Origin of the sequence: Roseibium sp. (assembly GCF_050301095.1) — a bacterium.
In the GTDB taxonomy this organism is placed as follows: domain Bacteria; phylum Pseudomonadota; class Alphaproteobacteria; order Rhizobiales; family Stappiaceae; genus Roseibium.
Map to the genome: position 1 here is coordinate 1 of NZ_JBNKYW010000030.1, position 26,982 is coordinate 26,982.

24 protein-coding genes are annotated in these 26,982 nt (G+C 58.2%); 14 read left to right on the forward strand and 10 right to left on the reverse strand.

Annotation, left to right across the window (positions count from 1 at the left end; all coding sequences use genetic code 11):
• Positions 1 to 308, reverse strand: a 308-nt coding sequence (locus ACQY7U_RS02055; protein ID WP_428641464.1) for a 3-hydroxyacyl-CoA dehydrogenase NAD-binding domain-containing protein, incomplete at its 3' end; no start/stop codon positions are given.
• A gap of 103 nt (positions 309 to 411) precedes the next feature.
• Entirely contained in the window at positions 412 to 1,305 is an 894-nt protein-coding gene (gene galU, locus ACQY7U_RS02060; RefSeq protein ID WP_428641466.1) for a UTP--glucose-1-phosphate uridylyltransferase GalU, read from the reverse strand.
• 390 nt (positions 1,306 to 1,695) lie between these two features.
• On the opposite strand from galU, the gene kdsA reads away from it, so the two are divergent.
• Together kdsA and eno are read left to right on the forward strand one after the other, a co-directional pair.
• Positions 1,696 to 2,544, forward strand: a complete 849-nt coding sequence (kdsA, locus tag ACQY7U_RS02065) for a 3-deoxy-8-phosphooctulonate synthase (RefSeq protein ID WP_428641468.1) — start codon at positions 1,696 to 1,698, stop codon at positions 2,542 to 2,544.
• 140 nt (positions 2,545 to 2,684) lie between these two features.
• Positions 2,685 to 3,959: a phosphopyruvate hydratase gene (eno, locus tag ACQY7U_RS02070; RefSeq protein WP_428641470.1), complete on the forward strand. Its 1,275-nt coding sequence runs from the start codon at positions 2,685 to 2,687 to the stop codon at positions 3,957 to 3,959.
• Between the two features lie 71 nt (positions 3,960 to 4,030).
• On the opposite strand, the gene ACQY7U_RS02075 is transcribed toward eno, so the two are convergent.
• From ACQY7U_RS02075 to ACQY7U_RS02090, 4 genes are all read right to left on the reverse strand, one after another.
• Positions 4,031 to 4,705: a DsbA family oxidoreductase gene (locus ACQY7U_RS02075; protein WP_428641472.1), complete on the reverse strand. Its 675-nt coding sequence runs from the start codon at positions 4,703 to 4,705 to the stop codon at positions 4,031 to 4,033.
• Between the two features lie 90 nt (positions 4,706 to 4,795).
• Entirely contained in the window at positions 4,796 to 5,977 is a 1,182-nt protein-coding gene (locus ACQY7U_RS02080; RefSeq protein WP_428641473.1) for a hypothetical protein, read from the reverse strand.
• Between the two features lie 13 nt (positions 5,978 to 5,990).
• A complete protein-coding gene (locus ACQY7U_RS02085) occupies positions 5,991 to 7,622 on the reverse strand; it encodes an AMP-binding protein (protein WP_428641475.1) in 1,632 nt (543 codons plus the stop codon).
• A 24-nt stretch (positions 7,623 to 7,646) separates the two neighbouring features.
• Positions 7,647 to 9,473 carry an extracellular solute-binding protein gene (locus ACQY7U_RS02090; RefSeq protein WP_428641477.1) on the reverse strand — a complete coding sequence of 609 codons (1,827 nt, stop codon included), beginning with the start codon at positions 9,471 to 9,473 and terminating at the stop codon, positions 7,647 to 7,649.
• Positions 9,474 to 9,834: 361 nt separating this feature from the next.
• Between ACQY7U_RS02090 and ACQY7U_RS02095 the strand changes: the two genes are divergently transcribed.
• Positions 9,835 to 10,395: an invasion associated locus B family protein gene (locus tag ACQY7U_RS02095; protein ID WP_428641479.1), complete on the forward strand. Its 561-nt coding sequence runs from the start codon at positions 9,835 to 9,837 to the stop codon at positions 10,393 to 10,395.
• Between the two features lie 82 nt (positions 10,396 to 10,477).
• Here ACQY7U_RS02095 and hspQ read toward each other — a convergent pair whose 3' ends face one another.
• The 3 genes from hspQ to ACQY7U_RS02110 form a co-directional block, all read right to left on the reverse strand.
• Complete coding sequence (gene hspQ, locus ACQY7U_RS02100; protein ID WP_428641481.1) at positions 10,478 to 10,801, reverse strand: heat shock protein HspQ; 324 nt, start codon at positions 10,799 to 10,801, stop codon at positions 10,478 to 10,480.
• 101 nt (positions 10,802 to 10,902) lie between these two features.
• The gene (locus tag ACQY7U_RS02105) at positions 10,903 to 11,943 is read right to left on the reverse strand and encodes an HpcH/HpaI aldolase/citrate lyase family protein (RefSeq protein ID WP_428641482.1); all 1,041 of its coding nucleotides are present in this window, start codon (positions 11,941 to 11,943) and stop codon (positions 10,903 to 10,905) included.
• Positions 11,944 to 12,033: 90 nt separating this feature from the next.
• Positions 12,034 to 12,999: a lysophospholipid acyltransferase family protein gene (locus ACQY7U_RS02110; RefSeq protein WP_428641483.1), complete on the reverse strand. Its 966-nt coding sequence runs from the start codon at positions 12,997 to 12,999 to the stop codon at positions 12,034 to 12,036.
• A 231-nt stretch (positions 13,000 to 13,230) separates the two neighbouring features.
• On the opposite strand from ACQY7U_RS02110, the gene ACQY7U_RS02115 reads away from it, so the two are divergent.
• Positions 13,231 to 14,184 carry an AEC family transporter gene (locus ACQY7U_RS02115; protein WP_428641485.1) on the forward strand — a complete coding sequence of 318 codons (954 nt, stop codon included), beginning with the start codon at positions 13,231 to 13,233 and terminating at the stop codon, positions 14,182 to 14,184.
• 55 nt (positions 14,185 to 14,239) lie between these two features.
• The gene (locus ACQY7U_RS02120; protein ID WP_428641487.1) at positions 14,240 to 14,662 is read left to right on the forward strand and encodes a DUF1801 domain-containing protein; all 423 of its coding nucleotides are present in this window, start codon (positions 14,240 to 14,242) and stop codon (positions 14,660 to 14,662) included.
• A 9-nt stretch (positions 14,663 to 14,671) separates the two neighbouring features.
• On the opposite strand, the gene ACQY7U_RS02125 is transcribed toward ACQY7U_RS02120, so the two are convergent.
• The gene (locus tag ACQY7U_RS02125) at positions 14,672 to 15,874 is read right to left on the reverse strand and encodes a UbiH/UbiF family hydroxylase (protein ID WP_428641489.1); all 1,203 of its coding nucleotides are present in this window, start codon (positions 15,872 to 15,874) and stop codon (positions 14,672 to 14,674) included.
• 215 nt (positions 15,875 to 16,089) lie between these two features.
• On the opposite strand from ACQY7U_RS02125, the gene ACQY7U_RS02130 reads away from it, so the two are divergent.
• The 9 genes from ACQY7U_RS02130 to ACQY7U_RS02170 all read left to right on the forward strand — a co-directional run.
• The gene (locus ACQY7U_RS02130) at positions 16,090 to 17,031 is read left to right on the forward strand and encodes a DUF2182 domain-containing protein (protein ID WP_428641491.1); all 942 of its coding nucleotides are present in this window, start codon (positions 16,090 to 16,092) and stop codon (positions 17,029 to 17,031) included.
• A 171-nt stretch (positions 17,032 to 17,202) separates the two neighbouring features.
• Positions 17,203 to 17,919: a CDP-alcohol phosphatidyltransferase family protein gene (locus ACQY7U_RS02135; protein ID WP_428641493.1), complete on the forward strand. Its 717-nt coding sequence runs from the start codon at positions 17,203 to 17,205 to the stop codon at positions 17,917 to 17,919.
• Positions 17,920 to 17,952: 33 nt separating this feature from the next.
• Complete coding sequence (locus ACQY7U_RS02140; RefSeq protein WP_428641494.1) at positions 17,953 to 18,681, forward strand: TerC family protein; 729 nt, start codon at positions 17,953 to 17,955, stop codon at positions 18,679 to 18,681.
• The gene (locus ACQY7U_RS02145; RefSeq protein ID WP_428641496.1) at positions 18,682 to 19,659 is read left to right on the forward strand and encodes a quinone oxidoreductase family protein; all 978 of its coding nucleotides are present in this window, start codon (positions 18,682 to 18,684) and stop codon (positions 19,657 to 19,659) included. It begins immediately after the preceding gene.
• A 25-nt stretch (positions 19,660 to 19,684) separates the two neighbouring features.
• Complete coding sequence (locus ACQY7U_RS02150) at positions 19,685 to 20,635, forward strand: LysR family transcriptional regulator (RefSeq protein WP_428641498.1); 951 nt, start codon at positions 19,685 to 19,687, stop codon at positions 20,633 to 20,635.
• Between the two features lie 222 nt (positions 20,636 to 20,857).
• Positions 20,858 to 22,339, forward strand: a complete 1,482-nt coding sequence (xdhA, locus tag ACQY7U_RS02155) for a xanthine dehydrogenase small subunit (RefSeq protein WP_428641500.1) — start codon at positions 20,858 to 20,860, stop codon at positions 22,337 to 22,339.
• The gene (xdhB, locus tag ACQY7U_RS02160; RefSeq protein WP_428641502.1) at positions 22,323 to 24,659 is read left to right on the forward strand and encodes a xanthine dehydrogenase molybdopterin binding subunit; all 2,337 of its coding nucleotides are present in this window, start codon (positions 22,323 to 22,325) and stop codon (positions 24,657 to 24,659) included. Before xdhA ends, xdhB begins: the two co-directional genes overlap by 17 nt.
• The gene (gene xdhC, locus ACQY7U_RS02165; protein WP_428641504.1) at positions 24,659 to 25,669 is read left to right on the forward strand and encodes a xanthine dehydrogenase accessory protein XdhC; all 1,011 of its coding nucleotides are present in this window, start codon (positions 24,659 to 24,661) and stop codon (positions 25,667 to 25,669) included. The genes xdhB and xdhC overlap by 1 nt, the downstream gene beginning before the upstream one ends.
• A gap of 60 nt (positions 25,670 to 25,729) precedes the next feature.
• Positions 25,730 to 26,982 (forward strand): ABC transporter ATP-binding protein (locus ACQY7U_RS02170; protein WP_428641506.1); only part of this gene is annotated, 1,253 nt, incomplete at its 3' end.

Genomic DNA, 26,982 nt, shown 5'->3' on the forward strand with positions numbered 1-26,982 from the left:
GCACTCTCGAAAGGGGTCAGGTCCGGGCGCTTGGCCTGATCGACGGGTGTCGGAACCGCAACAATGAGGACGTCGCGGTCGCGCAAGGCCTTTTCGTCGCCGCTAAAGCGCAAGGACGGGTGCAAAAGGTCCTCACGGACGACCGAGGCTGTGCTGTCCGTTCCTTCGTTCAACTCCGCAAGGCGCCGCTCGCTGATGTCGAAGCCGACGACATCGAAGCCCCTGGCTGCAAATGCGGCTGCCACCGGCAGACCGACATAACCGAGACCGAGCACGGCGAGTTTCAATTGAGGGATATCTGCGGACATGGGTATTCCTGGAAAGGGAAGGGCCGGCCCCTTGTGATCGGACCGGCCCACTCCTAATCGGTTCTTCGGCCTGATTTCAAGCCTTGCGCGAACTCACCAGCTGTTATTCGGCAGCCAGTGGTTGCTTGATCACATCTTCCATGAAGGGGACGAGCTGTTGCGCAAGCTTCGGATCGTCCATGCCAAAAGCGATATTTGCGCTGAGGAAGCCGAGCTTGCTGCCGCAATCATAACTTTGGCCCTCGAACTTGAGAGAAGCGAAAGACTGATCCTTCATCAGGGCAAGCATGCTGTCGGTCAGCTGTATCTCGTCGCCGGCCCCCTTGTTGTGCTTGCCGAGCAGATCGAAGATTTCAGGCTGCAGAATATAGCGCCCGGTAATCATCAGGTTGGACGGTGCGGTTCCCGGGGCAGGCTTCTCGACCATGTTGGAAATCCGGGCGGCAGTCTCGTTGATCTCTTCCTCGATCTCCACAATTCCGTAATTGTGGGTTTCGTCTTCCGGGACCTCTTCCACGGCAATGATGTTGCCGCCTACATTCTCGTAGAGATCGACCATCTGCTTCAGGCAACTCACCTTGGATTTGATGATCATGTCCGGCAGCAGGATTGCAAAAGGATCGTTGCCGATAATGTCGCGGGCGCACCAGATCGCATGCCCGAGGCCGAGAGGAGCCTGCTGGCGTGTGAAACTGGTTGAACCTGGCTGCGGCCGATGTTTCTCCAGAAGTTCGAGCGCGGCCACCTTGTTTCTGGCCCTGAGCGTATCCTCCAGCTCGTAGGCCATGTCGAAATGGTCCTCGATAACCTGCTTGTTCCGGCCGGTTACGAAGACAATGTGCTCAATGCCGGCGGCCCGGGCCTCATCGACAACATACTGAATGATCGGCCTGTCCACGATGGTCAGCATTTCCTTCGGAACTGCCTTCGTAGCCGGCAGGAAACGGGTTCCAAGACCTGCAACTGGCAACACGGCTTTTCTGATAGGTTTGTTCATGTGGGCGTTCCAGTGTCCGTTCTGTTCTGAAAACGAATTCTCTGGCCCTCGATAACGGACCAAGATAATAAAGACGTGGTTATCAAAGCGGCGGCAGAAGGCCTAAAGCTCCTTTTCGAAAACTTCAAGTCCTTACCTGGAAGCCGACAGCTATCGTCAGCACCAGTAGCCCGAATTGCCGGCACAAATCATCCGCAACCCGGTACATAGCACGCTCCATCCGGACAGGTTGAGTATTTAATCGATTTAATTCCGAGCTGCCATGTGCCTGCCTGATATTGCGGGCAGACCAAAAGAACGCTATGGAACACGCAAATTTTCCTGAAGAGACCCACCTGTTGCCGGAGCCTGGCATCGGAAGCAGATGGCCGCTCAATTGACTGGTGAGAGATGACCGAAGCAAACCGCACTGTTTCCGTTGGGAATGTAACCTTCAACAACAATGCGGCCTTCAGCCTCATTGCTGGTCCTTGTGCCCTTGAAAGCCGGGAGCATGCGTTGGAATGCGCGGCTTTCATCAAGGACGTGACGGAGCGACTCGGCATCGCGACTGTCTTCAAGACGTCTTTCGACAAGGCAAATCGGACTTCCCTGGCAGGTGGTCGCGGCCTTGGCATGGCTGAGGCCTTGCCGATTTTCGCCGAGATCAAGGAGACCTTCGGCATGCCTGTCGTGACGGACGTTCACGCGCCGGAGCAATGTGCACCGGTTGGCGAGGTCGTTGATCTTCTCCAGATCCCGGCTTTCCTTTGCCGCCAGACAGACTTGTTGGTGGCCGCCGCAAAAACCGGAAAGGCCGTCAACATCAAGAAAGGGCAGTTTCTTGCTCCCTGGGACATGAAGAACGTCCTTCGCAAAGTGACGGATTCCGGCAATCCGAATGTCCTGCTGACCGAACGCGGCGCAAGCTTCGGCTACAACACCCTTGTCAGTGACATGCGTTCCCTTCCGATCATGGCCCAGACCGGTGCACCGGTCGTTTTTGATGCAACTCATTCTGTTCAGCAGCCCGGAGGGCAGGGCGCCTCGACCGGAGGCGACCGCACCATGGTTCCGGTCCTGGCTCGCGCAGCCGTTGCCGTCGGCGTTGCCGGTCTCTTCATCGAAACCCACCCCGATCCTGACGCAGCCCCCTCCGATGGCCCTAACATGGTTCCCTTCAAGGACCTGGAAGGCCTTCTGAAACAGCTCAAGGCTCTCGACGAGGTCGTGAAATCGCCGGCTGCTGCAGCCAAATAGTCTAGAAGCCGCGCGAAAGTGCGGCTTTCTTTTGTGGAGCATACGCTCCTGCAATCGAGCCACCTCCCGGCTCTTCCAATGGTCCGGACGATTGTCCGGCCCCTGTCAGTTCAGGTTCATGCGACGAAGGAGTTCTTTCCATGACCGCCATTATCGATGTCGTCGGCCGTCAGATTTTCGACAGCCGTGGTAATCCGACCGTTGAAGTCGACGTATTCCTGGAAGATGGCTCCTTCGGCCGTGCGGCCGTTCCGTCCGGTGCGTCCACGGGCGCGCATGAAGCCGTCGAACTGCGCGATGGCGGCGATCGTTACATGGGCAAGGGCGTTCAGAAGGCCGTCGATGCCGTCAATGGCGAAATCTTTGAGACCATCGGCGGTCTCGACGCGGAAGACCAGCTGCAGATCGATCAGGCCATGATCGACCTCGACGGAACTCCCAACAAGGCGCGTCTCGGCGCCAATGCCATTCTGGGCGCGTCCCTTGCGGTCGCACGTGCCGCAGCCCAGGCCTCCGGCCTGCCGCTCTACCGTTATGTCGGCGGCACGTCCGCCCGCACGCTGCCGGTTCCGATGATGAACATCATCAATGGTGGCGCGCATGCAGACAACCCGATCGACTTCCAGGAATTCATGATCATGCCGGTCGGCGCCGAGTCGATTTCCGACGCGGTACGCATGGGCTCTGAAGTATTTCATACGCTGAAAAAGGCGCTGAACGCAGCCGGTCACAACACCAACGTCGGCGACGAAGGCGGTTTTGCGCCGAACCTTGAATCGACAGACGCAGCCATCGGCTTCGTGATGAAGGCGATCGAAACCGCCGGGTACAAGCCGGGTGAAGATATCTTCCTGGCGTTGGATGCCGCGTCGACCGAATTCTTCAAGGACGGCAAATATGTTCTTGAAGGCGAAGGCAAGACCCTGGCGCCGGAAGAAATGGCCAAATACCTGGACGACCTGGTTTCCCGCTACCCGATCATCTCCATCGAGGACGGCCTTGCGGAAGACGACTGGGACGGTTGGAAAGCAACCACCGAGCTTGTCGGCAACAAGTGTCAGCTGGTCGGTGACGACCTGTTCGTGACCAATTCCGAACGTCTGCGCAAGGGCATCGACCTTGGTGTTGCCAATTCCATCCTGATCAAGGTCAACCAGATCGGCACCCTGTCCGAAACCCTCGACGCCGTCGAAACTGCGCACAAGGCCGCCTACACGGCTGTCATGTCCCACCGGTCGGGCGAAACGGAAGATTCCACAATCGCGGATCTTGCGGTTGCCACCAACTGCGGTCAGATCAAGACCGGCTCGCTTGCCCGCTCTGACCGGTTGGCCAAGTACAACCAACTGATCCGGATCGAAGAGGAACTGGGTCTGCAGGCCACTTATGCCGGCCGCTCCATTCTGAGGGGCTGATCCCACCCCAGGAACGAAACAAAAAAAGCCCCGCTGCGCGCGGGGCTTTTCATTTCAGCAGGCGTATTCGGTCAATTGACAGCAACCACCTCGGGATTGCTCCTGGTTTCTTCCGCGTGAAGCAGCGCGGCCGCGATGGTCTCTGGCTTTTCGGCCCCCGCCAGAACAAACCGGTTGTCGATGATGAAACAAGGCACGCCGGTGATGCCGGAACTCTGGGCGCTTTCGATCTGCGCCTCTACCTTGTCGAGATCCGTGTCGGTGGCAAGCAACGCCTCGACCAGATCCGCCTGCATGCCTGCCTCCCGCGAGATCCTGACCAGTGTCTCCGTTTTCGTCAGGTCCTCGCCGTTCAGAAAATAGGCCTGGAACAGACGTTCAACGACTTCGTTCTGCAATCCGTCGGCCTGTGACCACAGGATCAGCCTGTGGCAGTCGAGCGTGTTCGGCGAAAGCCTGATGGCATCAAACGCGAACTTGATGCCTTCCTGCAATCCCGCCGCCCTGATCTGGTCATAGACGCTTCGGGCCTGGTCCGGCCCTCCGAATTTATCGTTGAGATATTGCTGCCGGTCCTTGCCCGTCATTGGCAGGGTGGCATCAAGCTGAAACGGATGCCAACGTATCAGAACGTCAATTTGGGGCACCTGGCGGAGCGCGGCTTCCAACCGCCGCTTGCCGATGAAACACCACGGACACATCACATCGGAGACGATATCGACGGTCATCGGGGCTGTTTCTGTCATGTCAATTCCTGTTCAAAAAGAAGGCTTCGCATAATCTGAAGTCTCCATCCAAACCGGTCTTGATGGCAAGGAAAAGGCAGGGTTCAAGGGTTACAAAACTGTGTGACTGAGGATCGCATTGATGCGCTTTTGCAAGCGGGGTATGCCCGCTTCGTTCTTCAAAACCGCTACTGGTCCGATACCCTTGATCAGACACACGAAATCCTCGTCCCGGCTTGTCGCATCCGCGATCGAAAGGAGTGTGGCGTTGAGATCGTTCAGGTCCTCCACGGTCGTCACGGAAAATCCGAAATTCTCCGGCTCGAGCCGCATCTCCCAAAGGTCCAGGCCGCGAAGGGCAAGCGCATTGCTGCAGGATTCAAGATAGTTGGAGTAATGTTCGATATCCAGGCCACCGTCGTTGATCCGCTGCTGCAGCCACAGATGACTTTCCGCCAGGATTCTGTCCGTCAATCTGCGGCGCTTTCCGAAACGTATTGCGCACGTCAGGCGGCTGGACAAGGTCTCCTTGCGGTGTTCACCTGCCAGAACGTCCGAGGCGCCATTCCGGAAAAGGCTGACCGGATCTTCTTCGCTTTCACAGACTGCCAGGACAGGCAACCCCGCGAACCGGGCATCCCTGCGGATTTGCTGCATATAATCGATGGCGTCGAAAAACGGAGCATCGATGACAACCGCATCGAAAGCACGTTGAGACATGAATTCGACGGCCATATTGCCGTCGAAGGCACCAACGACTTCGAATTTCTGGTCGATGGCGTCCTGCCACTCCAAAAAACGGCCGCTCAGGCCGACAACCAGAAGACTGCTGGTCCCGGAGTGATGCGGAGCCGAACCAAAGCCTGGTATACGGCCAAAAATACGCCGGCGTAACTGCGCTTCCTCCGACCGCAACAAGGCGCGTTGATGAATGCAGATCAGCATCAGGAGTATGTCGTCGGGAACCACCCGGTCGATGATGGCAGTCGCCTGAAGTCCCTCGGGTAAAGAATCTTCGCTTCCCGTAAGGACGTAGAAGGGAACTTCACAGGCCAGCTCGCCGATCTGAGGCAGCAGCCAGTCGAAGAAACTTTCGTACCGGGTATCCTTCAGGCAGTCGACATCCACAACAATTGCCGCAGGTAGCGCCGTCGGCAGGCGGCTGCCCCGTTCGAACATCTTCAGAAGGGCGACATCAAGGTCCTCCGGACTGTCACCACTACTGCTTCGCTGCGGGCGGCGCCCCGCATACCAGTAAGGTCCGCGCCAGGACAGCGAAGTTTCCAGATCCATTCCTCATTCCTACCTAAGCTACGGCGGCAGGTACCCGCTGTGTCCGCATCGTCAGTCGTTCACGGAATATTGTCCCATCCGCATTTCGTGGCAGAGACTGCAAGATCAGCACGCGATGGGGGATCTTGGCAAGGTCTACGCCCTCGGCATCCAGATAGGCAAAGAAGGCACCTGCATCGGGAACATGCCCCGGCTCCGGAACAAGTGCGGCATACATTCGCGCTCCAAGGACCGGGTCCTCAACGATAAAGGCGGCAGCTTCCCTGATACCTTCATGTTTTGAATAGACGAGGTCAACGGTTTCCAGATTGCCGGTTCCGAGAGCATAGAGCCCCGGAATGCCGAACCCCATGATACCACCGTCCGTCATTTCGACCTTGATGTTGGTATTCAGGAAACCCGTTCCTTCCCAACGGACGCGACGCTGTTCGCCGTTGACCGTGTGCCATCCTATTTCCGGCACCATTGGCCCCTTTACCAGGAGGGAAGGGGTTTGTTCGTCAATATCTCCGGTCACTTCGATTTCCAGAAGGGCTGGCCCGCTTTCGCACCCGTTCGGCCCGCTATACTTTCCCAGCGCGGTCGCCTTCATCTTGGCCGAGGGCCCTCGCGCGTTGGCGACAAGCGCGAATTCATCCGCAACATGAAGATCGACGAGCCGCCGCCGCGCAACAAACGTGGCAGGATGCGGCGCGGAGATGTTCCAGGCCGCCAGGATGGTCGTCTTGGTGTCGGACAGCTGCCTGTCGAGCGACTGAGCGAGCGGCCCCGGTGTCATCACCACATCCGCGCCGACTTCATTTGCATGTGCGGCAAGATTGGCGAGCGACGTGGGATGATGCAGATGCAGCGTGCTTCCGGTTTGAAGCCAGGGCACTAGACCACCGCCCAGTCCGGTCAACCCGCTCAAGGAGTAGGGGACCAGAATTGAGCTCGCCTCCTTGATGTGCGCCTCGTGCACGACCATTTGCGCGGCGGCCAGCCAATGGTTGTGGCAACGGGTAACCGGCAGGTTTTCTTCACCACTGCGGCTCCAGCAGATCGTCGCCGTGTGGTCGGCGGGATCCGGCCGGTCTCCGGGGACAAATTCGAATTCGTCTCCCATCTCCTTCAGCATCGGCCCCAGTTCGATAAGACCGTCGGGAATATCTTTGCCAAGTCCGAACACGAACCGCAGGGAGAAAAGATCCGCGGCGACATCACGCGCGGCGCTGCCGACGTCGCGGGTTTCAACCCTGTCGGCAGCGATGAAACCTTTGGCGCCGATCGAATTCAACGCTTCCAGAACATTCTTCTGACGCCAGTGCAGGGGCAGAGGAGACACGATGAGGTCGGCCCGCAAAGCGGCCAGGATCGCAATCACCGTGTCGACCGTATTGGGAGCCTGCACGCCAATGACATGGTCCGCGGTGAGGCCGACCGTCTTGTAGAAAGCCGCCAGCCTGTCGATTTCCTTGTCCGCTTCCGCGTAAGTCAGCTTTCGAGGGACGCCGCCGGTCCAGGTTTCCCTGTCCGGCGCATCCACCAAGGCCAGCCGGTCGGGATGTTCGCTTGCCGTTCTGCGCAGAAGTTCGTCAAGCGGCACGTCGGACCAGGCCCCGCTATCATGATACTCCTTGGAAAGATCTTCTTTCGTGACTTTCATCTTTTCCTACGTCCATAGGTCCGATTATTGGGCCGATGCAGCCCACCAGGTGTCGTATTCATGCCCGTAAAGGGGAAACTGCTTGGTCGGCACCACCTGCTGCCAGCGTGCGACCCAGTCGTCCGCAACGTGATAGAGCGGCACGGCGAAGGCTCCTGAAATGAGCACACGGTCGAATGCCCGCACGGCGTCGACGAATTCTTCACGGCTGCGGGCTCCGACGATCTTGTCGATCAAGGCATCAATGGCCGGCTCTTTCGCGCCGACAAAGTTGAACGAACCTTCGGTGTCCGCAGCCTTGGTCGACCAGCGGCCATATTGCTCGGCGCCCGGCGACAATGAAGCATACCAGGTGTTGAACACCATATCGAAATCGCGCTTGGTCCGGCGATCCTCGAACTGGGAAGGATCGACGCTTCTCACGGAGGCCTCGATGCCAAGAAGTTCGAGCGTGCGGATATAGGCAAGGGCCAGCTTTTCCTCGTCCTCGTTCTTGGCCAGGATCTCGAAGGACAGCGGCTTCCCGCTTGCCCCATGCACGAGCTTCCTGTCCTTAAGGCTGTAACCGGCCTTCGCAAACTCATCGAGCGCGGTACGCAATACCTTGCGGTCCCGGCCGGACCCGTCGGCATTGGTCGGACGCCAGCTTCCATCCATCACATCGGGATCGACAGCATCCGGGAAGGGGGCCAGGTATTCCCGCTCCCTGTCACTGGCAGGCCGGCCGATGGACGATAGTTCCGAGTTATCCCAATAGCCGGCTGTCCGCGTATAGAGGCCGTAGTAGAGGTTCCGGTTTACCCATTCGAAGTCGAACAGCATGCGCAAAGCCTTGCGCACGTTTCTGTCGGAAAACTGGTCCCGGCGGGTGTTGAAGGCAATACCTTGCATGGCGGCGGGAATGCCGAGCGGGATTTCCATCTTGACCACGTCGCCGTTCTGAACGGCCGGAAAGTCAAGGCCGGTTGCCCATCTGGCCGGGTCCCTGAATTGCAGGGTGTTGATCAACCCTTTCTTGAAGGCTTCCTGCAAGGTCGTTTCGTCCCGGAAGTATTCGATACGAATTTCGTCGAAATTGTCGAATCCGGCCTTGACCGGAAGATCCCTGGCCCAATAGTCCGGGTTCTTCTCGTAAACGACCAGCCGACCCGGCTCTATGGTCTTGAATGTATAGGGACCCGATCCGACAGGCGGCGTCAGTGTGGACTTGTCGAAGTTTTCAGCGTCGGTGTGTTTCTTGGAGAAAATCGGTGCGAGCGAGATGAGCAGCGGCAGCTCCCGGTTTTCACCGTTCTCGAAAACCAGTTTCAACCGGTTTGGCGCTGTCACCACCTTTTCCTTGATAGCCGCATACCAGTTCCGATAGGGCGGCCGGCCCTTGTCCCGGATGACTTCGAGGGAAAAAATGACATCATCAACTGTTACCGGAGAGCCGTCGGAAAACCGGGCGTCCGGGTTGAGTTCGAATTCAATCCATTCCCGGCTGTCCGGCATACGCACGCGCTGTGCAAGCAACCCATAAAGCGAAAACGGTTCGGCATAGGACCTGACCATCAGGCTTTCCAGGATATTGTTGCCAAATTCGCGTTCGCGCATACCGCGAGCGGACGTCCAGCCCCCCTGAACGATAAACGAATTCAAACTGTCGAATGTACCTTGAACGCCGAGTGTAATCGTTCCGCCTTTCGGGGCGTCGGGATTGGCATAGGGAAACGGTTGATCGGGCTCGAGCGCCGGGGTGCCGTGCATCGATATGGCGTGGGTCCACTCAACTTCGTCCTCTGCGAGGGCTGTTGAGGACACGCCAGACGCCGAAAGAATAAATGAGGCCGCCGCGGCAGCACAGATCATTCTGCTGCCGTGAAAAAACAAATCGGAAATTTTGAAAAAACGCATAACCAATGCCCAACACACTGTTGATTCTCGCCGTTTAGCGTATCACAGGGATCGTAAGGGTGCGCCTGCGGCAAGTCAGAAACACAGAGATATTCAGTTTTCAATTGCCGAAACGCGCTCCGTTGCAAATCGGTCACCCTCTTGCCCAAATTAAGTGCGTTACCAACATTTCACGGTTCGAAAGTTCTGACGGGCCTTGCGGTTGGTTCCGGAATGCATCAGAACAACGCGAAAGTTTCGCACACGCACGATTGAGGACGTTTCGATGAAGAGAGTTTTGAAAAGAGGATTGTTCGGATGTGCTGTGGGCGCGTTCGTGGCGCTGTCTTCTTTTGCTGGTGCTCCCGCAATCGCCCAGGAAGAAAAGAGCCCTTGGACGAAGGCGTGTAACACCAATCCGGAAACAAAGAAGGAAATCTGCTTCATTTCGATTGAGCTGCGCACCAATACCGGCCAGTTCCTGAGCAACATTGCGATTCAGGAAATCGAAGGCGAAGCGCGCAAGAAATTGATTGTCGCAGTGCCGACCGGCGTGTTGATCCAGCCGGGCGTGGGCATCCGCATCGATGACAGCAAACCGGTCCAGGCCAAATACCGCATCTGCGCTCCCAATGCCTGCTACGCCGAACTTGCGATTGACGACACCTTCATCAACGCGATGAAGCAGGGCGGCGAAATGCTTGTTGTACCGTTCAACCAGCAGGCCAAGGAAATCGTTTTCAAGATGACCCTGATCGGCTTCACCAAGGTCTACGACGGTGAACCGATGGACATTGCCGAGTTGCAGAAGCGCCAGGAAGAATTGAAGAGCGAATTGCAGAAGCGGGCTGACGAAGCTCGTCAGAAGCTGATCGACGCTCAGAACAAGAGCCAGTAAGGTTCAAAAGCGAAAAAGTAAAAAGGCCGGAACGATCGTTCCGGCCTTTATTTTTTTGAACGGGTGAACGGCGCGCGGCCAGTCAGTGTATTTCGACGCTGCGCGGTACGTAGGAGCCGTCTGTCTGTTCCTCGAAAATCTCATCCACCTGCGGATGGCGAACCGGCTCTCCGGTCATGTCAGGCTCAAGGTTCTGCTCGCTGACATAGGCGACATATTCAGTTTCCTCATTTTCCGCGAGGAGATGATAGAACGGCTGATCGCGCAGCGGACGCACTTCCTCGGGAATTGCGTTCCACCATTCTTCGGTGTTGCTGAAGGTCGGGTCGACATCGAATATCACGCCCCGGAAAGGGTAGATCCGATGCCGGACAACCTGGCCAATTCTGAATTTTGCCGTACGCATGGTTACTCGTCCGATACTGCATGCAATGCGGGGATACCGCGTCGGCAGCCTGCTTGCAAGTATTGTAACATTAAACCCTACAGCACGGGCCTTGCGAATTCCTAAAGACCGTAGAGCGCGGCAAGCTCAGCGTCTTTCGTAGCCACGAGCCTTGCCAGGTCGACGATGACCTTGGCCTGCTTCCAGGTCGCATCGTCCTGCATCTTGCCGTCGATCATCACGGCGCCGGTCCCGTCGGGCATTGCTTCCAGGATCTTCTTGGCAAAAGCGACTTCGTCCGGATCGGGAGAAAACACGCGCTTGGCGATGTCTATCTGCGTCGGATGCAGCGACCACGCCCCAAGGCACCCCATGAGGAAGGCATTCCGGAACTGGCTTTCGCAGGCAGCGGTGTCGGAAAAATCACCGAACGGACCGTAAAAGGGTTTCAAACCGTAAGAGAGGCAGGCGTCGACCATCTTGCCGACCGTATAGTGCCAGAGGTCCTGCTGATACGCCGTACGTCCGCCCGTTTCAGAGGCGTCCGACAAAACGGCATAATCCGGGTGTCCGCCACCGACACGGGTCGTTTTCATCCCTCTTGAGGCGGCAAGATCGGCAGGACCTAGGCTCATGCCGTGCATGCGCGGGCTGGAAGCCGCAATTTCCTCGACGTTCTTGACGCCTTCCGCCGTTTCCAGGATCGCATGGATCATGATCGGCTTGGCAAGTCCCGATTTGGCCTCCAGCTGTGCCAGCAACTGGGCGAGGTAGTGAATGTCCCAGGGACCTTCGACCTTCGGCAGCATGACGACATCCAGCTTGTCGCCGACGGCGGGAACGATCTCCAGAAGATCGTCCAGGAACCACGGACTGTTGAGGCAGTTGACCCGGGTCCACAGGCCGGTCGCGCCGAACTCGTTCTCCTGCGCCATTTGGATAAATCCGCGCCGGGCGTCCGTTTTGGCATCGGCCGGGATGGCGTCTTCAAGGTTGCCGAGCACCACATCCACCTTCCGGATCAGGTCCGGCACTTTAGCCCGCATTTTTTCAATATGCGGCGGAACGAAATGGATCATGCGTTCCAGGGCCACCGGCTGTTCACGGTTGGGAACAGGCGCACCGATGGCGAGTGGCTTGTAGAATGCGTTAGGGGTCTTCATGTAACTGCTGTCCTCCACCTCTTTGAGTCTAGCTATAGCGCTAATGCTGCGCTGCAACCATCCCCCGAAAGGTGAAAGGAAAGAAGACTTCTACGGATTGTCCAATCTGGAAACGGATGCCTTGCGCGCATGTTTCTCGGCGGCATTCTTGCCCGGCGGCGCCCACTTTTTGTGGATCCACATCCACTGTTCGGGATGCTCCCGGATCCAGCCTTCGAAAACGGCATGTATCTGGGCTGTCGCCGACTCGATGTCGGCCTGACGGTCATCCGTACGAGGCACGGTGATCGCACGGCCTTCCACACGGAACTGAACGCCGTTCTTGCGGATAACCCGCCCGAGAACGATGGGAACGTCACAGGAGCGGGCGAGGGAAGCCGGCACCGGATTGGCATAGGCCAACTGGCCGAAAAAGGGGACTTGAATGCCGCGACTTTCCCTAAGGTCACCCATCATGGCGACAACGCCGCCGTTCTTCAGTGTGGAAAGGATCTTGCGGGCGGTCTGATGACTTTTCGACAGCAGGCCTCCCCGGTACAGATCCTTGCGCAACGCTCTGAGAGCCTTGTCGGCTTCCGGATTGCGGAGAGCCTGGTAAACCCCGGTGATGTCGAGCCCCCTGGTGACAGCAGGTTGAACGCAAAGTTCCCAGTTCGCGCTGTGCATCGAAACAAACAGGCAAGCCTTGCCGCCATTTAGCACCTCTTCGGTCACCTCGTCGGCATCGGCTTCAAAACGGTAGGTCTGTTTCAGCAAGCGGTCGATGTGGAATGTTTCAGCCGCAACACGGCCAAGGTTTTCCCACATGCCGAGAACGATTTTCTCGCGCTCCTCGTCTCCCAACTCCGGGAAAATTCTTTGCAGGTGCCTGTGAGCCCGCTTGTGCCGCGCATTGAGGGGAGCCAGTTTACGCCAGCAAAAGCCCATGAAAGCGGAGGCAACATCCACAGGTATCAGACGAAACAGCCAGATCGCCGCATTGAGGACAATCCCTTCGAGCCAATTCTGGGCAGCCAACAGCCGTGGAGACTTCTGCTGTCTTTTCTTACGTGACATTCAGAACAGTTGCTCTCGTGTTTGGTGCCACTTTCCAGGGAAATGGCATTCTCCCGTCCGGACCGGACAAAACTGCACTTGCGATGCGGCTTCAGACCTGATTGGAATGCGGATCATTGAGCTGGCCCGGGAGTCACGCGTGCTTATCCAAGCGCGGCAGAAGATGCAAGCGCCTTCGGATCCAAGACCGCGCATCAATTTGAAAGTCCTGCCTGAAACCCTGGAAGTCGCATGTTGGAAGTCATTACATTGGCCTTGCCGTTTTTCGGACTGATCCTTCTGGGGTTTGTGGCCGGAAAGCTCAAGAACCTGCCTGAATCCGGTTTGAGCTGGATGAGCTTCTTCGTGGTCTATCTGGCGCTTCCCGCGCTGTTTTTCCGGCTGCTTTCCGAAACTCCGTTCGAAGAGCTCGCGAATATATCCTTCGTCAGCGCCACGACGTTTACGACCTATATCGTCTTTGCGATTTCCTTTTGCATAGGCGTCATGGCAACGGGCGGCAATATCGGGGAATCGACCATTCTCGGCATCGCGGGTGCTTATTCCAATGTCGGGTACATGGGGCCGGGCCTGACCCTTGCTGTCCTGGGGGAGCAGGCTACCGTGCCGACCGCGCTGATCCTCGCGTTCGACAATGCCCTGATGTTCATCCTCGCACCCTTGCTGATGGCGCTCGCCGGTTCGGAAAACGAGTCAATCGCTGGAACCCTCAAGCAGATCGGCATCAAGATCTTCACGCATCCGTTCATCCTGGCAACGATTGCGGGCGTACTGGCGGCAGCGCTCGAATTCCGCCCGCCACAAGCCATCGATACATTGCTTCGCTACCTCAGCAGCGCGGCCGCACCTTGTGCCCTGTTTGCCATGGGGGTCAGCATTGCCCTTCGCCCGATCGGGCGCATCCCGGTCGAGTTGCCGCTCGTGCTGTCCGTCAAGCTGGTGGTGCATCCGATCCTGATCTTTCTTCTGCTGAGCTGGCTGGGAGGATTCGATCCGAGCTGGGTCGCGACCGCAGTCCTCATGTCCTGCCTGCCGCCTGCGACCAATGTTTTTGTCATCGCCCAGCAGTACGGCATCTACGTGCAGCGAGCCTCCAGCTTCGTTCTCATCGGAACGGCCGTGTCGATTGTTACCGTCACCACGTTCATCTGGGCCCTGACCAGCGGTTTTCTGGAAATCGGCTAAGCGGTATACACCGGCACGCGCTCGTCGCGCGCGCTTCAAAGGCCAAGGCATCGACATGACCGGACCTACCGAGGTTTCAGCTCTTTTTTCGGACTATCCCGCGCCGACACAAAAGGCACTGTACCGGCTGAGGAAGCTCATCTTCGAAACAGCCAGGGAAAACGAAAACATCGGCGAGTTGCAGGAAACCTTGAAATGGGGGCAGCCCAGCTACCTGACGCAAAGAGCTAAAACGGGAACGACAATCCGAATAGACCGAGACCGGAGCGGCCTGGGGGATGTCGCCCTATTCGTCAGTTGCCAGTCGTCCCTGGTCTCGGAATGGCGGGCGCTGTTTCCACATCTGACCTTCGGCGGAAATCGCAGCGTTCATCTTCGGGCTGCGGAGCCGCTTCCCGAACCGGAATTGCGTCAGATGATCACCATGGCGCTGACCTATCACAGCGCAAAAGGCAAGAAAAATCCTGCCGTTTCCTAGGATTGCGATCTACCTGTGAAGCAGGAAGCCGCTGCCCGGCTCCAGGCCTTCCCGCATGAGAAGCCGGCGCAAAGGTCCGACCTTTCCGGCCAGATACATTCCCGCCCCCCGCGCAAGCTGAACGGGAAGAAAGCCGGTCAACAAAGACCTGTTGAGCGCGTCGACTGCGTTGGTCCTCGTGCGGATGTCTTTCAGGCGCCTCTTCTCATAAACGTCCAGGACGGCGGGACTGCCGACATCCTGATGTCTTCGGTGAGCACCTGCGAGGATCTCCGTGAGATCGGCAATGTCACGAAGAGAAAGGTTCAACCCCTGTGCTCCTATGGGAGGGAAGACATGCGCGGCCTCGCCGATCAAGGCCAATCTCTGATCGACAAGCCTTTCGGCCGAAAGCCCGGACAACGGAAAACTCTGCACCTCGGAGGCAAGCTTGAACTTGCCGAGAATCGAATGGGACCGGCGTTCCAGTTCCAGCTCCAATTCTGCTGCTGACAGGTCCCGCAGCTTTTTGGCGCCTTCCGCACTTTCCACACAGACCAGTGAAGACTGCCGGCCGGGGAGGGGCACAAGCGTGAACGGGCCTGTTGGCGTGTGGAACTCGGTCGAGACGCCTTGATGCGGCAGAGGATGCTCCAGATTGAGAACAACAGCTTCTTGCGGATAGGACCAGCGTTTGACCTCGATCCCTGCCGTCTGGCGCAGAAGGGAATTGCGGCCGTCAGCGGCCACCACTAGCCGGGTCTGGATTTCATCCCCTCCTGATGTGCGCAAGTGGGCTAGTTCAACGGAAAAGGAAGCGGTGTCCACGCTGTCCGCGAATACCGTCAAACGATCCTGCTTGGCACATTTTTCCTCAAGTACGTAATTAAGTTCCCTGTTCAAGATATTGAAACCAAACTCTTCCAAATCGAGTTCGGCACTGTCGAAGACAACCTCGGGCGCACGGATCAAACGACCAGTGTCATCAATCATGCGCATCTTCTTGAGTGAAGCGGAACTTGGGGCAAGTTCCGGCCAAACTCCGATGTCCTGCAGCAGGGCTATGGATTTCTGCCAGAGCGCCGTCGTCCTGCCATCGCTCTTGCCGGAAGGAGGAGCGATCAGTGCCGTCGACAATCCCTTCTGCGCAATCATCAGAGCGGCAATCCGCCCGGAAGGGCCACCGCCAACGATTGCAACATCAAACAGGTTCTTGTGTTTTGTCTTCGTCATGTTCTGAAAGGCTCTGCAATTTCCGTGGCTATTGATCGGCTATTCACGACGGGATCGCAACGGGACGAAACCACGCAGCCCGGCAACGTCGACCTGTGCATCTTATTTGAGTATTTTGCCGCCAATGAGCAATATCAAATCAGGCGAGGATGAACGGGTTTATATGATTTCGCGATGATTTGGGATGACTTGGGACGAATGGAGGGAACGGCGGATTGACTGTTTCGCACATGAACGCAAAGACGGCCTCGCCGGGAAATGCTGAGCGTGCGCCTGAACCAGGCCGTGGCTGGCCGCTGGTGCTCGTAACGGTCGCTGTCCTCTGCCTTTTCGGCTGGACCTATCTGGTTGCCATGGTTGCCGACATGGTTCCGGTCATGGATATGAGCCAGGCTGGTCCGGGCATGGTTGTCTTCAACAGATTCAACCTGTTTCACGGTCTACCCGAGGACGCACGCGCAGCATTGGCCGTCCTTTGCCTCCCGACCGGTTCCACCTTTGGAATGCCGGCTGCAGCCCTCAGTCTCGTTGATCTTGCCAAGATCTTCCTCATGTGGGCCATGATGGCGCTGGCGATGATGTTGCCGACGGCCCTTCCCATGCTGAGAGCATTTGCGGCGCAATCCAAGGCCCGGGGAAAATCCGCCATCCGGTCTGGCGCTCCGGTTCTGATGGCAGCGCTCGGATACCTGACGGTTTGGTTCGGCTATGCGGCGCTTGCCACCTTTGCACAATGGCTGCTCACCCTGGCAGGCGGCCTGAACGACATGATGGCACCTGCAAGCCTTGCGCTGACGACATCGGTCCTGTTGGCGGCGGGTCTCTACCAGTTCCTGCCTGCAAAACGAGCCTGTCTGCAGCGGTGCTGGTATCCTAAATTCCAGTTTGCGGAACCCGGAGAGAGTTCAGGCGCTCTTGCCGGATATCGGGAAGGGCTTGTACAGGGCCGCATCTGCCTCGGCTGCTGTTGGGCCGTCATGACCGTCATGTTCGCGGTCGGACTGATGAACATTCTCTGGATCGCGTTACTCGGCGGCATCATGGCCGTTGAGAAAACCTTCCCGAGCCGCGTCTTGCCGGCAGTGATCGGCATGGTGCTGATCGTCTGGGGCGGGGCACTGGCAATTTCACTCATTTTGCCGGGCATTGCGACCTGACATAATCTGCAGAATTGCGCCCGGGGGTGTTTTTTCGGTTCACTCTGTCATACGATTGAAATAAAGGATTGCCAGAGCGCCTGCGCGAGCACTGGAAAGTAGTGTCGCATCACCAACCTCAGGCGCAGTCGCGACATGCAAGCGCGCCAGATCTGTGAGTGAGGAAGCCCCGTGACAGACATTACACCAGGCAAAGAGGCGCCGGAGCCTGCTCTATTTCTGATCCATATCCTGACAGCATCCGGAGCTCCTATCGCTCTCATTGCCCTTCTTGCCGGTGCTCAGGAGAATTGGGCTGAGATGTTTGCCTGGCTTGGCCTGGCCTTTTTTGTCGACGGGATCGATGGCCCGCTCGCCAGAAAGTTCAACATTGCAGAACGCCTGCCGCGATGGTCCGGTGCCTCGCTCGACTTTGTCATCGACTATGCGACCTACGTCTTCCTGCCTGCGTTCGCGCTGTCCTGGAGCCTCATGCTTTCGCAGCCGTGGAACTGGATCTGCGGCGGACTGGTCGTTTTCACCGGCGCACTTTATTTCGCCGACAACGGCATGAAGACCCCCGACGGGTCCTTCAAGGGCTTCCCGGCCGGCTGGAACATGGTGATTTTCGGCCTGATGGTCCTGTCGCCTTCGGAAAGTGTCACGATTATTGCGGTACTTTTGTGCTGCGCCCTGACATTTGCACCCATTCGCTTTGTTCATCCCGTTCGCGTCCGCCGCTGGCGGATCGTTACGCTGCCTGTGACGCTTCTCTGGATGGGATTGGCAGGCCTTGCCATTCTCGACGGTATGGCGCTGAACGCTCCGGCCGCACTGCTGTTCACGGCGGCTAGCATTTATCTGTTCTCTGTCTCCGCGGTTCAGCAGTTGCTCGACCGGGTCGACTAAGTCTCTTTCAGCTCCGCCAAATTTGAGGTTGCCATGCTGGCCTGGGTAACGGACCCGCAGATCTGGGCAAGTCTCGTGACGCTGACCGTCATGGAGATTGTGCTCGGGATCGACAATATTGTCTTCATCTCGGTCATCGTTGCCCGTCTGCCTGCAGCCACCGCCCACCGGGCCAGACAGATCGGTCTTGCCCTGGCTCTGCTATTCCGCATCGCGCTTCTGGCTGTGCTGTCCTGGCTCGTCGGCCTCACGGCCCCCATCCTGACAGTGGCCGGACAGGATTTTTCCTGGCGCGACGCGATCCTGATCGCAGGGGGACTATTCCTGCTCTTCAAGGCAACCCACGAAATTCATAAGGGAATCGAAGGAGACGAAGAGGATCAGAGCGAAGGTGACCTGAAAAAAGGCTTTGCCTCCGTCATCGCCCAGATCCTCGTGATCGATCTGGTGTTCTCTGTCGATTCCATCATCACGGCCATCGGCATGGCCGAGCATATCGAAGTAATGGTCGCCGCCGTGGTAATTGCGATGATCGTCATGTATGTCGCCTCCGGGCCTGTTGCCGCCTTCATCAAGTCCCATCCGACCACCAAGATGCTGGCCTTGTCCTTTTTGCTTCTGATCGGCGTCGCCCTGATCGCGGACGGACTCGGGTTCCACATTCCGCGCGGCTACATCTATTTTGCGATGGCCTTTTCGGCCGGTGTTGAAATCATTAATGTTCTTGCCAAACGCAATCGCCGAAGCCCCGCGGAGGAATAAATGGTTCAAGCAATCGTCGTTCACGAAACCGGCGCTCCGGACGTCATGCGTTGGGAACAGACAGAGGTTGGAGACCCCGGACCGGGTGAGGTTCGTATCCGGCAGACAGCCGTCGGTCTGAACTTCATCGACACATATTTTCGCTCGGGGCTTTATCCGGCCCCCAGCGGCACCCCCTTCAGCCCCGGCAACGAGGGCGCAGGCATTGTCCAGACCGTTGGTGAAGGTGTGACACATCTGAAACCTGGCGATCGGGTCGCCTATGTCGGTCCGCTCGGCGCCTACTCACAGGAACGCCTCGTTCCCGCCGACCGGCTGGTGGTGCTTCCCGACGGGATCGACGACAAGACTGCGGCAGGCATGATGCTCAAGGGCATGACCGCGCAATATCTATTGCGCCAGACCTTCAGCGTCGGACCGCAGACCACATTGCTTTTCCATGCGGCGGCCGGCGGCGTCGGTCTCATCGCGGGTCAATGGGCGGCTCATCTGGGTGCCACCGTGATCGGGACAGCTGGATCTGAAGAAAAGATCGAACTCGCCAAGGCCCACGGCTACCAGCACATGATCAACTACCGGACGGAGAATTTTGTCGAACGGGTCAAGGAGATCACAGGCGGCAAGGGTTGCGATGTTGTCTATGATTCCGTCGGCAAAGACACCTATCCCGGATCTCTCGACTGCCTGAAACCGCGAGGACTGTGGGTCAGCTTCGGCCAGTCGTCCGGCCCGATAACCGATTTCAATCTGGCGCTGTTGGCTCAGAAGGGATCCCTGTTTGCGACCCGTCCCACCCTTTTCAACTACATCGCCAGCCGTGAAGACCTCGAAGCGACGGCGGCTGAACTCTTCGATGTTGTGACAAAAGGCATCGTCAAGATCGAAGTCAATCAGGAATACCGCCTTGCTAATGCGGTTCAGGCTCATGTTGATCTTGAAAGCCGCAAGACAACCGGCACGACGGTGTTGATCCCCTGACAACCCCGGAGGCTTAGGCAACGCCATGCGATCGGGCCGGGCAAAGGATCTGTCGAGAAATCTCTATAGCCCGGCCATGCGCTATTTCCTGGCGGCGGCCGAAGCCGGATCGATCCGGGCGGCCTCCCGTGAACTCAATGTGGCTTCCTCGGCCGTCAACCGGCAGATCCTCTGGCTGGAAGAAGCGCTCGGAATGCAGCTTTTCGACCGGGTCGGGCGGCGTCTCAGACTGTCCCAGGCCGGAGAGTTGCTTTTGGCACACATCCGCCGCACCTATTCGGATTTTGAAGGGACCGTTGCCGAACTCGATGCCCTGAAAGGGCTCCGCCGTGGCACGGTTTCCATCGCCACGGTCGAGAGCGTTGCGGACAGCCTCCTTCCTGCTCTCATCAGCAGTTTCCGGAAGAGCTATCCGGGCATTCACGTCAACGTCTCGATCCTGTCTTCGCAGGAGGCCGCAAAGAAGGTGGAGTCAGCCGAGGCCGATGTCGGCTTCACATTCGATCCGCCGGAGACCTCCTCCCTGACCATTGCCTTTCACCGGGACCTCGTCATTGGCGCCCTGATGACCCCGGATCATCCGCTGGCAGATATAAAATCTCTCAGTTTGCAGGATTGTCTGAAGTTTCCCGTTGCCTTGCCTGCCAAGGGGCTGTCGCTCAGAACCCGTATCGATGTGGTCCGCAGCAGAATTTCCGGCGTGTCGCGAACCTACGTCGAGGCCAATTCACTTCGTTTGATGCGGGCGCTCGCAAAAGAAGAAGGGGTAATCGGCTTTCAGACACAAATTGGTTGCGAAGACGATCTGGCTTCAGGCGTTCTCGTATTTAAGCCTTTGACGGACTTGCCACTTCAGGCCGACCGGTTTTGTGTGGTAACCTCATCGTTACGTGCTCTTGCTCTGGCGCCTGGCATGTTTTTCGACCATGCTGTGAGCGCCTTGACGGAGCAACTGCCGGCCGATGATGCCATTTAGGCAACACCAAGCTCTCAAATGAGCACTTTGGTTCCGTGAATTTTTAAGGCACATTTTTTAACGGTTTTGCGACTTTCGGTCGCGGGAGGGAGAAAACTGATGGGGTGTTTGACAACGCAAGTTCCGGACACTGCCGCAAAGGAGCCCGTCAGGGAGCTGTCGGTAAACTTCTGGTCTCACGACGTCCGCAAAAACCGTCCGGCCACCCGGGGGGGATAAGGGATGCGGGATACAATTCAATTCCTGAAAGGCGGCAAGGTCGTTGAACTGGAGGATGTCGGGCCGACGGAAACCCTTCTCGACTACCTGCGCCTGCGCCGCCGGGAAACCGGCACCAAGGAAGGCTGTGGGGAAGGGGACTGTGGCGCCTGTACTGTCGCCCTCGGCCGCCTGATCGACGGCAAGCTCACCTATCAGCCCATCAACGCCTGCATACAATTGCTCGGCATGGTCGACGGCGCGGAACTGGTGACCGTTGAGGACCTGTTTCAGGACGGGCGGCTGCACCCGGTGCAAAAGGCGATGGTTGAGCTTCATGGCTCCCAATGCGGTTTTTGCACACCGGGCTTCATCATGAGCCTTTTCACGCTTTACCATGCAGAAGGTGCCTCGAAGTCCCGCAAGACCGTGACTGAATGGCTGGCAGGAAACCTTTGCCGTTGCACGGGCTACCGGCCAATCGTCGATGCGGCACTCGAAGCCTGCTTTGATGCGGCGGACGACGCTTTCTCGTGGCGAGCGAACGAAACCAAGGAAAAACTTCAGGTTCTGGCGGACAGCCGGGACGTATTCATCGGCGACAGCAATCGTTTCTTTTCTTCACCCGCAACGCTGGATGGCCTGGCGGCTCTCTATGGCCAGCATCCGGATGCAACCCTGGTTGCGGGCGCAACCGATGTTGGCCTCTGGATCACCAAGCAAATGCGGGACCTGCCGAAAATGATCTGGCTCGGACGTATCGAGGGTTTGGATCGGGTGGAGGTCAGTCCTTCAGGTGTGCTCATCGGCGCAAGCGCAACGTTCGAGGCGACAGAGGAAGCAATGACGGACATTGCCTCCGACCTCGGGGAACTCTGGAAACGCATCGGCTCGAAACAGGTACGAGCCTCCGGGACGGTTGGCGGTAACGTCGCCAACGGATCGCCGATCGGCGATTCTCCACCCGCCCTGATCGCGCTTGGCGCAACGCTGGAACTTCAGTCTGCCGATGGCTCCAGGGCTCTGCCGATAGAAGACTTCTTCATCGACTACGGCAAACAGGACAGGCAACCGGGCGAGTTTGTCACCGGGCTTTTCGTTCCGCGCCTTTCCGCCAATCACGCCTTCCGCTGCTACAAGATTTCCAAACGTTTCGACCAGGACATTTCCTCTGTCATGGCTGCTTTCCGTTTTACCATTGAGGAGGGAACGGTTCTTGCGGCCCGCATCGCCTATGGCGGCATGGCGGCAACGCCAAAACGAGCAAAAGGAGCAGAGGCCGCCCTGTCCGGGGCGTTGCTGGACGATCCGGCCACCTGGGGAGCGGCCATGCAGGCGCTCTTGTCCGACTTCACACCTTTGACCGACATGCGCGCAAGCGCGGAGTACCGGATGGAAACAGCGAGAGCCCTTCTGGCAAAGGCACTGATGGAAGTCAGCGGAACGGCACCGGAAGACCTTCGTGTCCTGGCAAGACGGGAGGCACATCATGACCACGCCGCTTGATCGCACTCCCGCCGAAGCGCCCCTGAAACACGTTCGCAAGGGTCTGCCGCATGACAGTGCCATCAAACATGTGTCGGGCACTGCAACCTATATCGACGATCGGGTTGAACCGGTCGGAACACTGCACGTTGCCCCAGGCTGGGCAAGACAGGCCGTGCGCGGCAGAATACAATCCGTCGACCTGGCAGACGTTCGCTCGGCACCGGGGGTGGTCACGGTTCTGACCGCAAGGGACATTCCCGGCATCAACGACTGTTCATCGGCTTTTGGCGGCGATCCCGTTCTGGCTGAGGACGAGGTTCTGTTTTACGGGCAAGTGATCTTTGCCGTCGTAGCCGAAACACGCGACCAGGCGCGCAAGGCCACCGCTCTGGCAAAGATCGAGGTGGCTCCCATCACACCGATCCTGACGCCGGACGATGCCGTGGATGCTGACACGACAGTGCTGCCGGACTACCAGTTCCGGCGCGGGTCACCAGAAACCGGCATGCCGGCCTCCGAAGAGATCCTTTCCGGCACCATGTTCATAGGCGGCCAGGAACACTTCTATCTTGAAGGCCAGATCGCCATGGCGGAGCCGCAGGAAGACGGCGGCATGCTGGTCCACACCTCGACGCAGCATCCGACAGAGGTTCAGCACACGGTTGCCAAGGTTCTCGGCGTGCCGGATGCGTCTATCACGGCAGAGGTCCGCCGCATGGGGGGCGGCTTCGGCGGCAAGGAATCCCAGGCCAACCAATGGGCGGCCCTGGCGGCGCTGGCGGCAATGAAGACCGGCAGGACCTGCAAGATGCGCCTCGACCGGGACGACGACATGATCATGACCGGAAAGCGGCATGATTTTAAAGTCGAGTGGAAGGTTGGTCATGATGGGACCGGCAAGATCCGCGCTGTCGACATGGCCTTTCTGGCGCGCTGCGGGTACTCGGCCGACCTGTCACTCGGGGTCAACGACCGCACGCTGTTTCACGCTGACTCCAGTTACTTCTACCCCGATGCCCTGATCCGTTCACGCCGCCTGCGCACAGACACCTGCTCTAACACTGCTTTCCGGGGGTTCGGCGGGCCACAGGGCATGCTCGCCGCGGAACGGATGATCGACGCCATAGCCATCACGCTTGGCAAGGATCCGCTGGACATCCGCAAGCTGAATTTCTACGACGGCGAACGCAACATGACGCCCTATGGCATGCCGGTCGAGGAATTCGAGGTCATGCATGACCTCATCGACAAACTGGAGGAGAGCTCGGACTACCGGACACGGCGGGAAGACGTTGCTGCCTTCAACGCGTCCAACGCGGTCCTGAAGAAGGGGCTGGCGTTGACGCCCGTCAAATTCGGCATCTCCTTCACACTGAAGCATCTGAATCAGGCCGGAGCTCTCGTTCATCTTTACACGGATGGCTCGGTGCACTTGAACCATGGCGGCACGGAAATGGGGCAGGGGCTCTATCAGAAGGTTGCCCAGGTCGTTGCCGAAGAACTCGGCGTTACCATGAACAAGGTCGTCATCACCGCGACAAACACGTCTAAGGTTCCGAACACGGCGCCGACGGCTGCGTCCTCCGGAACGGACCTCAATGCGATGGCCGCCAAAACCGCCGCGCAGGAAATCAAGAGCCGCCTGATTGCCTTCATATGCGAGCAGCATCAATGCAAGCCCGATGCGATCCATTTTGGCGATAACAAGGTTCTTGTCGGCGACCAGAGTTTTACGCTGGCGGATATTGCCAAACAGGCCCATATGGGCCGGATCCAGCTGTCTCACGCCGGTTTCTATTCGACACCGGGCATCACCTGGGATCGGGAAAGTGTCACTGGCCGGCCATTCTTCTATTTCGCCTTTGGCGGCGCCTGCGCAGAAGTGACGGTCGACACCATGACCGGCGAAATGACCGTCGACAGGGTCGACATCCTTCACGACGTCGGCCACTCGCTCAATCCGGCCATCGACATCGGTCAGATCGAAGGTGCCTTCGTTCAGGGCATGGGCTGGCTGACGACGGAGGAACTGGTTTGGGATGAGTCCGGCCGCCTCAGGACCCACGCACCGTCGACCTACAAGATCCCGACCGCCTCGGATGTCCCCGAAGACTTCAGGGTGGACCTCTATGAGGGGAGTGGAAATCCGCAGGCAACCGTCTACAGATCCAAGGCCGTCGGTGAACCGCCGCTGATGTTGGCGAACGCGGTTTTCTGCGCCATCAACGACGCAATCGCCAGTCTCAATCCGGGTGTCGTGCCGAACCTCAACGCACCGGCCACGCCGGAATCCATCATGCGCGCCGTCCAGGCGATGCGGAGGAGGACACCGGCTTAATGGCTGTCTGGAGGCACATTGCTGATAGCCTGAAGCGGGGCAAGACCTGCGCGCTGGTCACCATTGCCGGCGCCGAAGGATCCACGCCGCGCGAGACCGGCGCCCGCCTGGTGGTTCTGCCGGATGGCAGCTTTTTTGGCACGATTGGTGGCGGCACGCTTGAATTCGAGGCAATCCGCAAGGCAGTCAAGGCCGCCAATAAGGGAAACCCGGCTTTTTTCCGGCAAACCGTGTTGCTTGGGCCCGACCTGGGCCAATGTTGCGGTGGCCGGGCGGAACTCGCAGTGGAGGTGTTGACCAATGCCTCTCTGGAAATGGCAGAAACTCTGGCGGAACTTGAAGCAGAAGGTCGCTCCTTCACCACTCGGGCGCGGGTTTTGGACAATGTTCCATTGCAACGACACGTTCTGGAAGGAGGCCCGCACGACAACTGGAACATGACAACCGACCCGGCAACCGGCGAGCGTTGGCTCATCGAACAATTCGGCAGTTCATATCGTCCGCTCTATCTGTTCGGAGCGGGACATGTCGGCAAGGCGCTGGTTCTGGCGCTGGCACCTTTGCCGTTCGACGTAACATGGATCGACAACCGCGCGGATCAATTTCCGGGTGCTGTGCCCGCGAACGTCCGCAAGGTGTGCGTATCCGACCCGGCAAGCGTACTGGACACGGCCCCGGACGGAACCTTCGTCCTGGCCATGACACATTCCCACGCGCTTGACGAAGACATCATGGCACGCGCCTTGCTACAGCAGCGCTTTGCCTACTGTGGCGTCATCGGGTCAAAAACCAAACGGGCGAGATTCCGCAAACGACTGAAAGCAAGAGGACTGAACGAGAGACTGATCGCAAACATGGTCTGTCCTGTAGGGATTTCGGCGATAAAATCAAAATATCCGGCAGCCATTGCTGCCGGTGTTGCCGCCGATCTTCTGGAAAGGGACGAGACCAGTCATCAACAGGCCGCTGCAGGCGGGGGGCTTGCACAAATTATACCGCATGGTCAATAAAGCGGCAGACGCTTGGGGGAAGGCGTGGAAAACACAAACCTTTCAGAGACAGACAACAACATGATTCAGCAGGACAGATCCGGAAAGGACACATTGCTGGACGCAAGGGGGCTGACCAAACGTTTTGGCGACATTCTCGCCAACGACCGGGTCGATCTCGTCCTTAAGAAGGGCGAAATCCATGCACTTCTGGGTGAAAACGGCGCCGGCAAATCGACTCTCGTGAAAATGTTCTACGGATCGCTTGAACCGGATGGCGGCGAGATCCACTGGCGTGGACAAAGGGTGGAAATCGACAATCCTGCCGCGGCCAGGGAACTCGGCGTCGGCATGGTGTTCCAGCATTTTTCGCTTTTCGAAGCGCTGACTGTCGTCGAGAACATAGCCTTGGCTCTTCCGAACCCCGGCAACATGAACGATCTTGCCAAACGAATTGAATCGGTATCCCGGGATTACGGCCTGCCGCTCAATCCGTCCGACATCGTCGCCGATCTTCCCGTAGGCATCCGCCAACGGATCGAAATCGTCCGCTGCCTGCTGCAGGAACCTCAGCTCATAATCATGGACGAACCGACCTCGGTGCTGACGCCGCAGGAAGCCGACCAGCTGTTCCTGACCCTGCAACGCCTGGCAAACGAGGGCTGCGCGGTCCTCTATATCAGCCATCGACTTGAAGAGGTGAAACGGATCTGCCACCACGCCACCATCCTCCGGCATGGCCAGGTGGTGCGCGAATGCGACCCGACCAGGGAAACACCGGCCTCACTCGCCAGCATGATGGTTGGCGCGGACGTCGCCGCGGTAAGCGCGGGCGCCCAAAAACCCGAACTTGGAAATGTTCGGCTCGGATTGCACAAACTGTCCGCCGCGGCCGCAACGCCCTTTGCAACCTCTCTCAACAGCATTTCGCTGGACCTCAGGGCCGGCGAGGTCGTTGCCATCGCCGGTGTTGCCGGCAATGGGCAGGGCGAGCTGTTCGATGCCATCTCGGGAGAAATGCTGGTTGCGCCGGACATGGTCCAGATTGACGGCAAGTCCTGTGGCGCGAAGAGCATCACCTGGCGTCGCAGGCAAAACGCCGCGTTCGTTCCCGAAGAAAGGCTTGGTCACGGGTCCGTTCCCGGACTAAAGCTTTCCCAGAACATCGTTCTGACCCGGCACGCTACCGGCGACAAGCTGGCCAGCGGCGGATTTGTGTCCACCGGCCGGGCAAGCGAGATGGAAAAACGCATCAAGCGGAACTTCGATGTGCGCATGTCGCATGACGATCCGGAAGCACGCTCGCTTTCAGGCGGCAACCTGCAGAAATTCGT

Bases quoted from the DNA above. Each gene is read 5' to 3' on its own strand.
- ACQY7U_RS02075 (WP_428641472.1), bottom strand. From the start codon at position 4,705: ATGACAGAAACAGCCCCGATGACCGTCGATATCGTCTCCGATGTGATG.
- ACQY7U_RS02150 (WP_428641498.1), top strand. From the start codon at position 19,685: ATGCGATCGGGCCGGGCAAAGGATCTGTCGAGAAATCTCTATAGCCCG.
- ACQY7U_RS02085 (WP_428641475.1), bottom strand. From the start codon at position 7,622: ATGAAAGTCACGAAAGAAGATCTTTCCAAGGAGTATCATGATAGCGGG.
- ACQY7U_RS02125 (WP_428641489.1), bottom strand. From the start codon at position 15,874: ATGACGAAGACAAAACACAAGAACCTGTTTGATGTTGCAATCGTTGGC.
- ACQY7U_RS02145 (WP_428641496.1), top strand. From the start codon at position 18,682: ATGGTTCAAGCAATCGTCGTTCACGAAACCGGCGCTCCGGACGTCATG.
- xdhA (WP_428641500.1), top strand. From the start codon at position 20,858: ATGCGGGATACAATTCAATTCCTGAAAGGCGGCAAGGTCGTTGAACTG.
- xdhB (WP_428641502.1), top strand. From the start codon at position 22,323: ATGACCACGCCGCTTGATCGCACTCCCGCCGAAGCGCCCCTGAAACAC.
- ACQY7U_RS02120 (WP_428641487.1), top strand. From the start codon at position 14,240: ATGACCGGACCTACCGAGGTTTCAGCTCTTTTTTCGGACTATCCCGCG.
- ACQY7U_RS02090 (WP_428641477.1), bottom strand. From the start codon at position 9,473: ATGATCTGTGCTGCCGCGGCGGCCTCATTTATTCTTTCGGCGTCTGGC.
- hspQ (WP_428641481.1), bottom strand. From the start codon at position 10,801: ATGCGTACGGCAAAATTCAGAATTGGCCAGGTTGTCCGGCATCGGATC.
- kdsA (WP_428641468.1), top strand. From the start codon at position 1,696: ATGACCGAAGCAAACCGCACTGTTTCCGTTGGGAATGTAACCTTCAAC.
- ACQY7U_RS02110 (WP_428641483.1), bottom strand. From the start codon at position 12,999: ATGTCACGTAAGAAAAGACAGCAGAAGTCTCCACGGCTGTTGGCTGCC.
- ACQY7U_RS02105 (WP_428641482.1), bottom strand. From the start codon at position 11,943: ATGAAGACCCCTAACGCATTCTACAAGCCACTCGCCATCGGTGCGCCT.
- galU (WP_428641466.1), bottom strand. From the start codon at position 1,305: ATGAACAAACCTATCAGAAAAGCCGTGTTGCCAGTTGCAGGTCTTGGA.
- xdhC (WP_428641504.1), top strand. From the start codon at position 24,659: ATGGCTGTCTGGAGGCACATTGCTGATAGCCTGAAGCGGGGCAAGACC.
- ACQY7U_RS02115 (WP_428641485.1), top strand. From the start codon at position 13,231: ATGTTGGAAGTCATTACATTGGCCTTGCCGTTTTTCGGACTGATCCTT.
- ACQY7U_RS02080 (WP_428641473.1), bottom strand. From the start codon at position 5,977: ATGGATCTGGAAACTTCGCTGTCCTGGCGCGGACCTTACTGGTATGCG.
- ACQY7U_RS02140 (WP_428641494.1), top strand. From the start codon at position 17,953: ATGCTGGCCTGGGTAACGGACCCGCAGATCTGGGCAAGTCTCGTGACG.
- eno (WP_428641470.1), top strand. From the start codon at position 2,685: ATGACCGCCATTATCGATGTCGTCGGCCGTCAGATTTTCGACAGCCGT.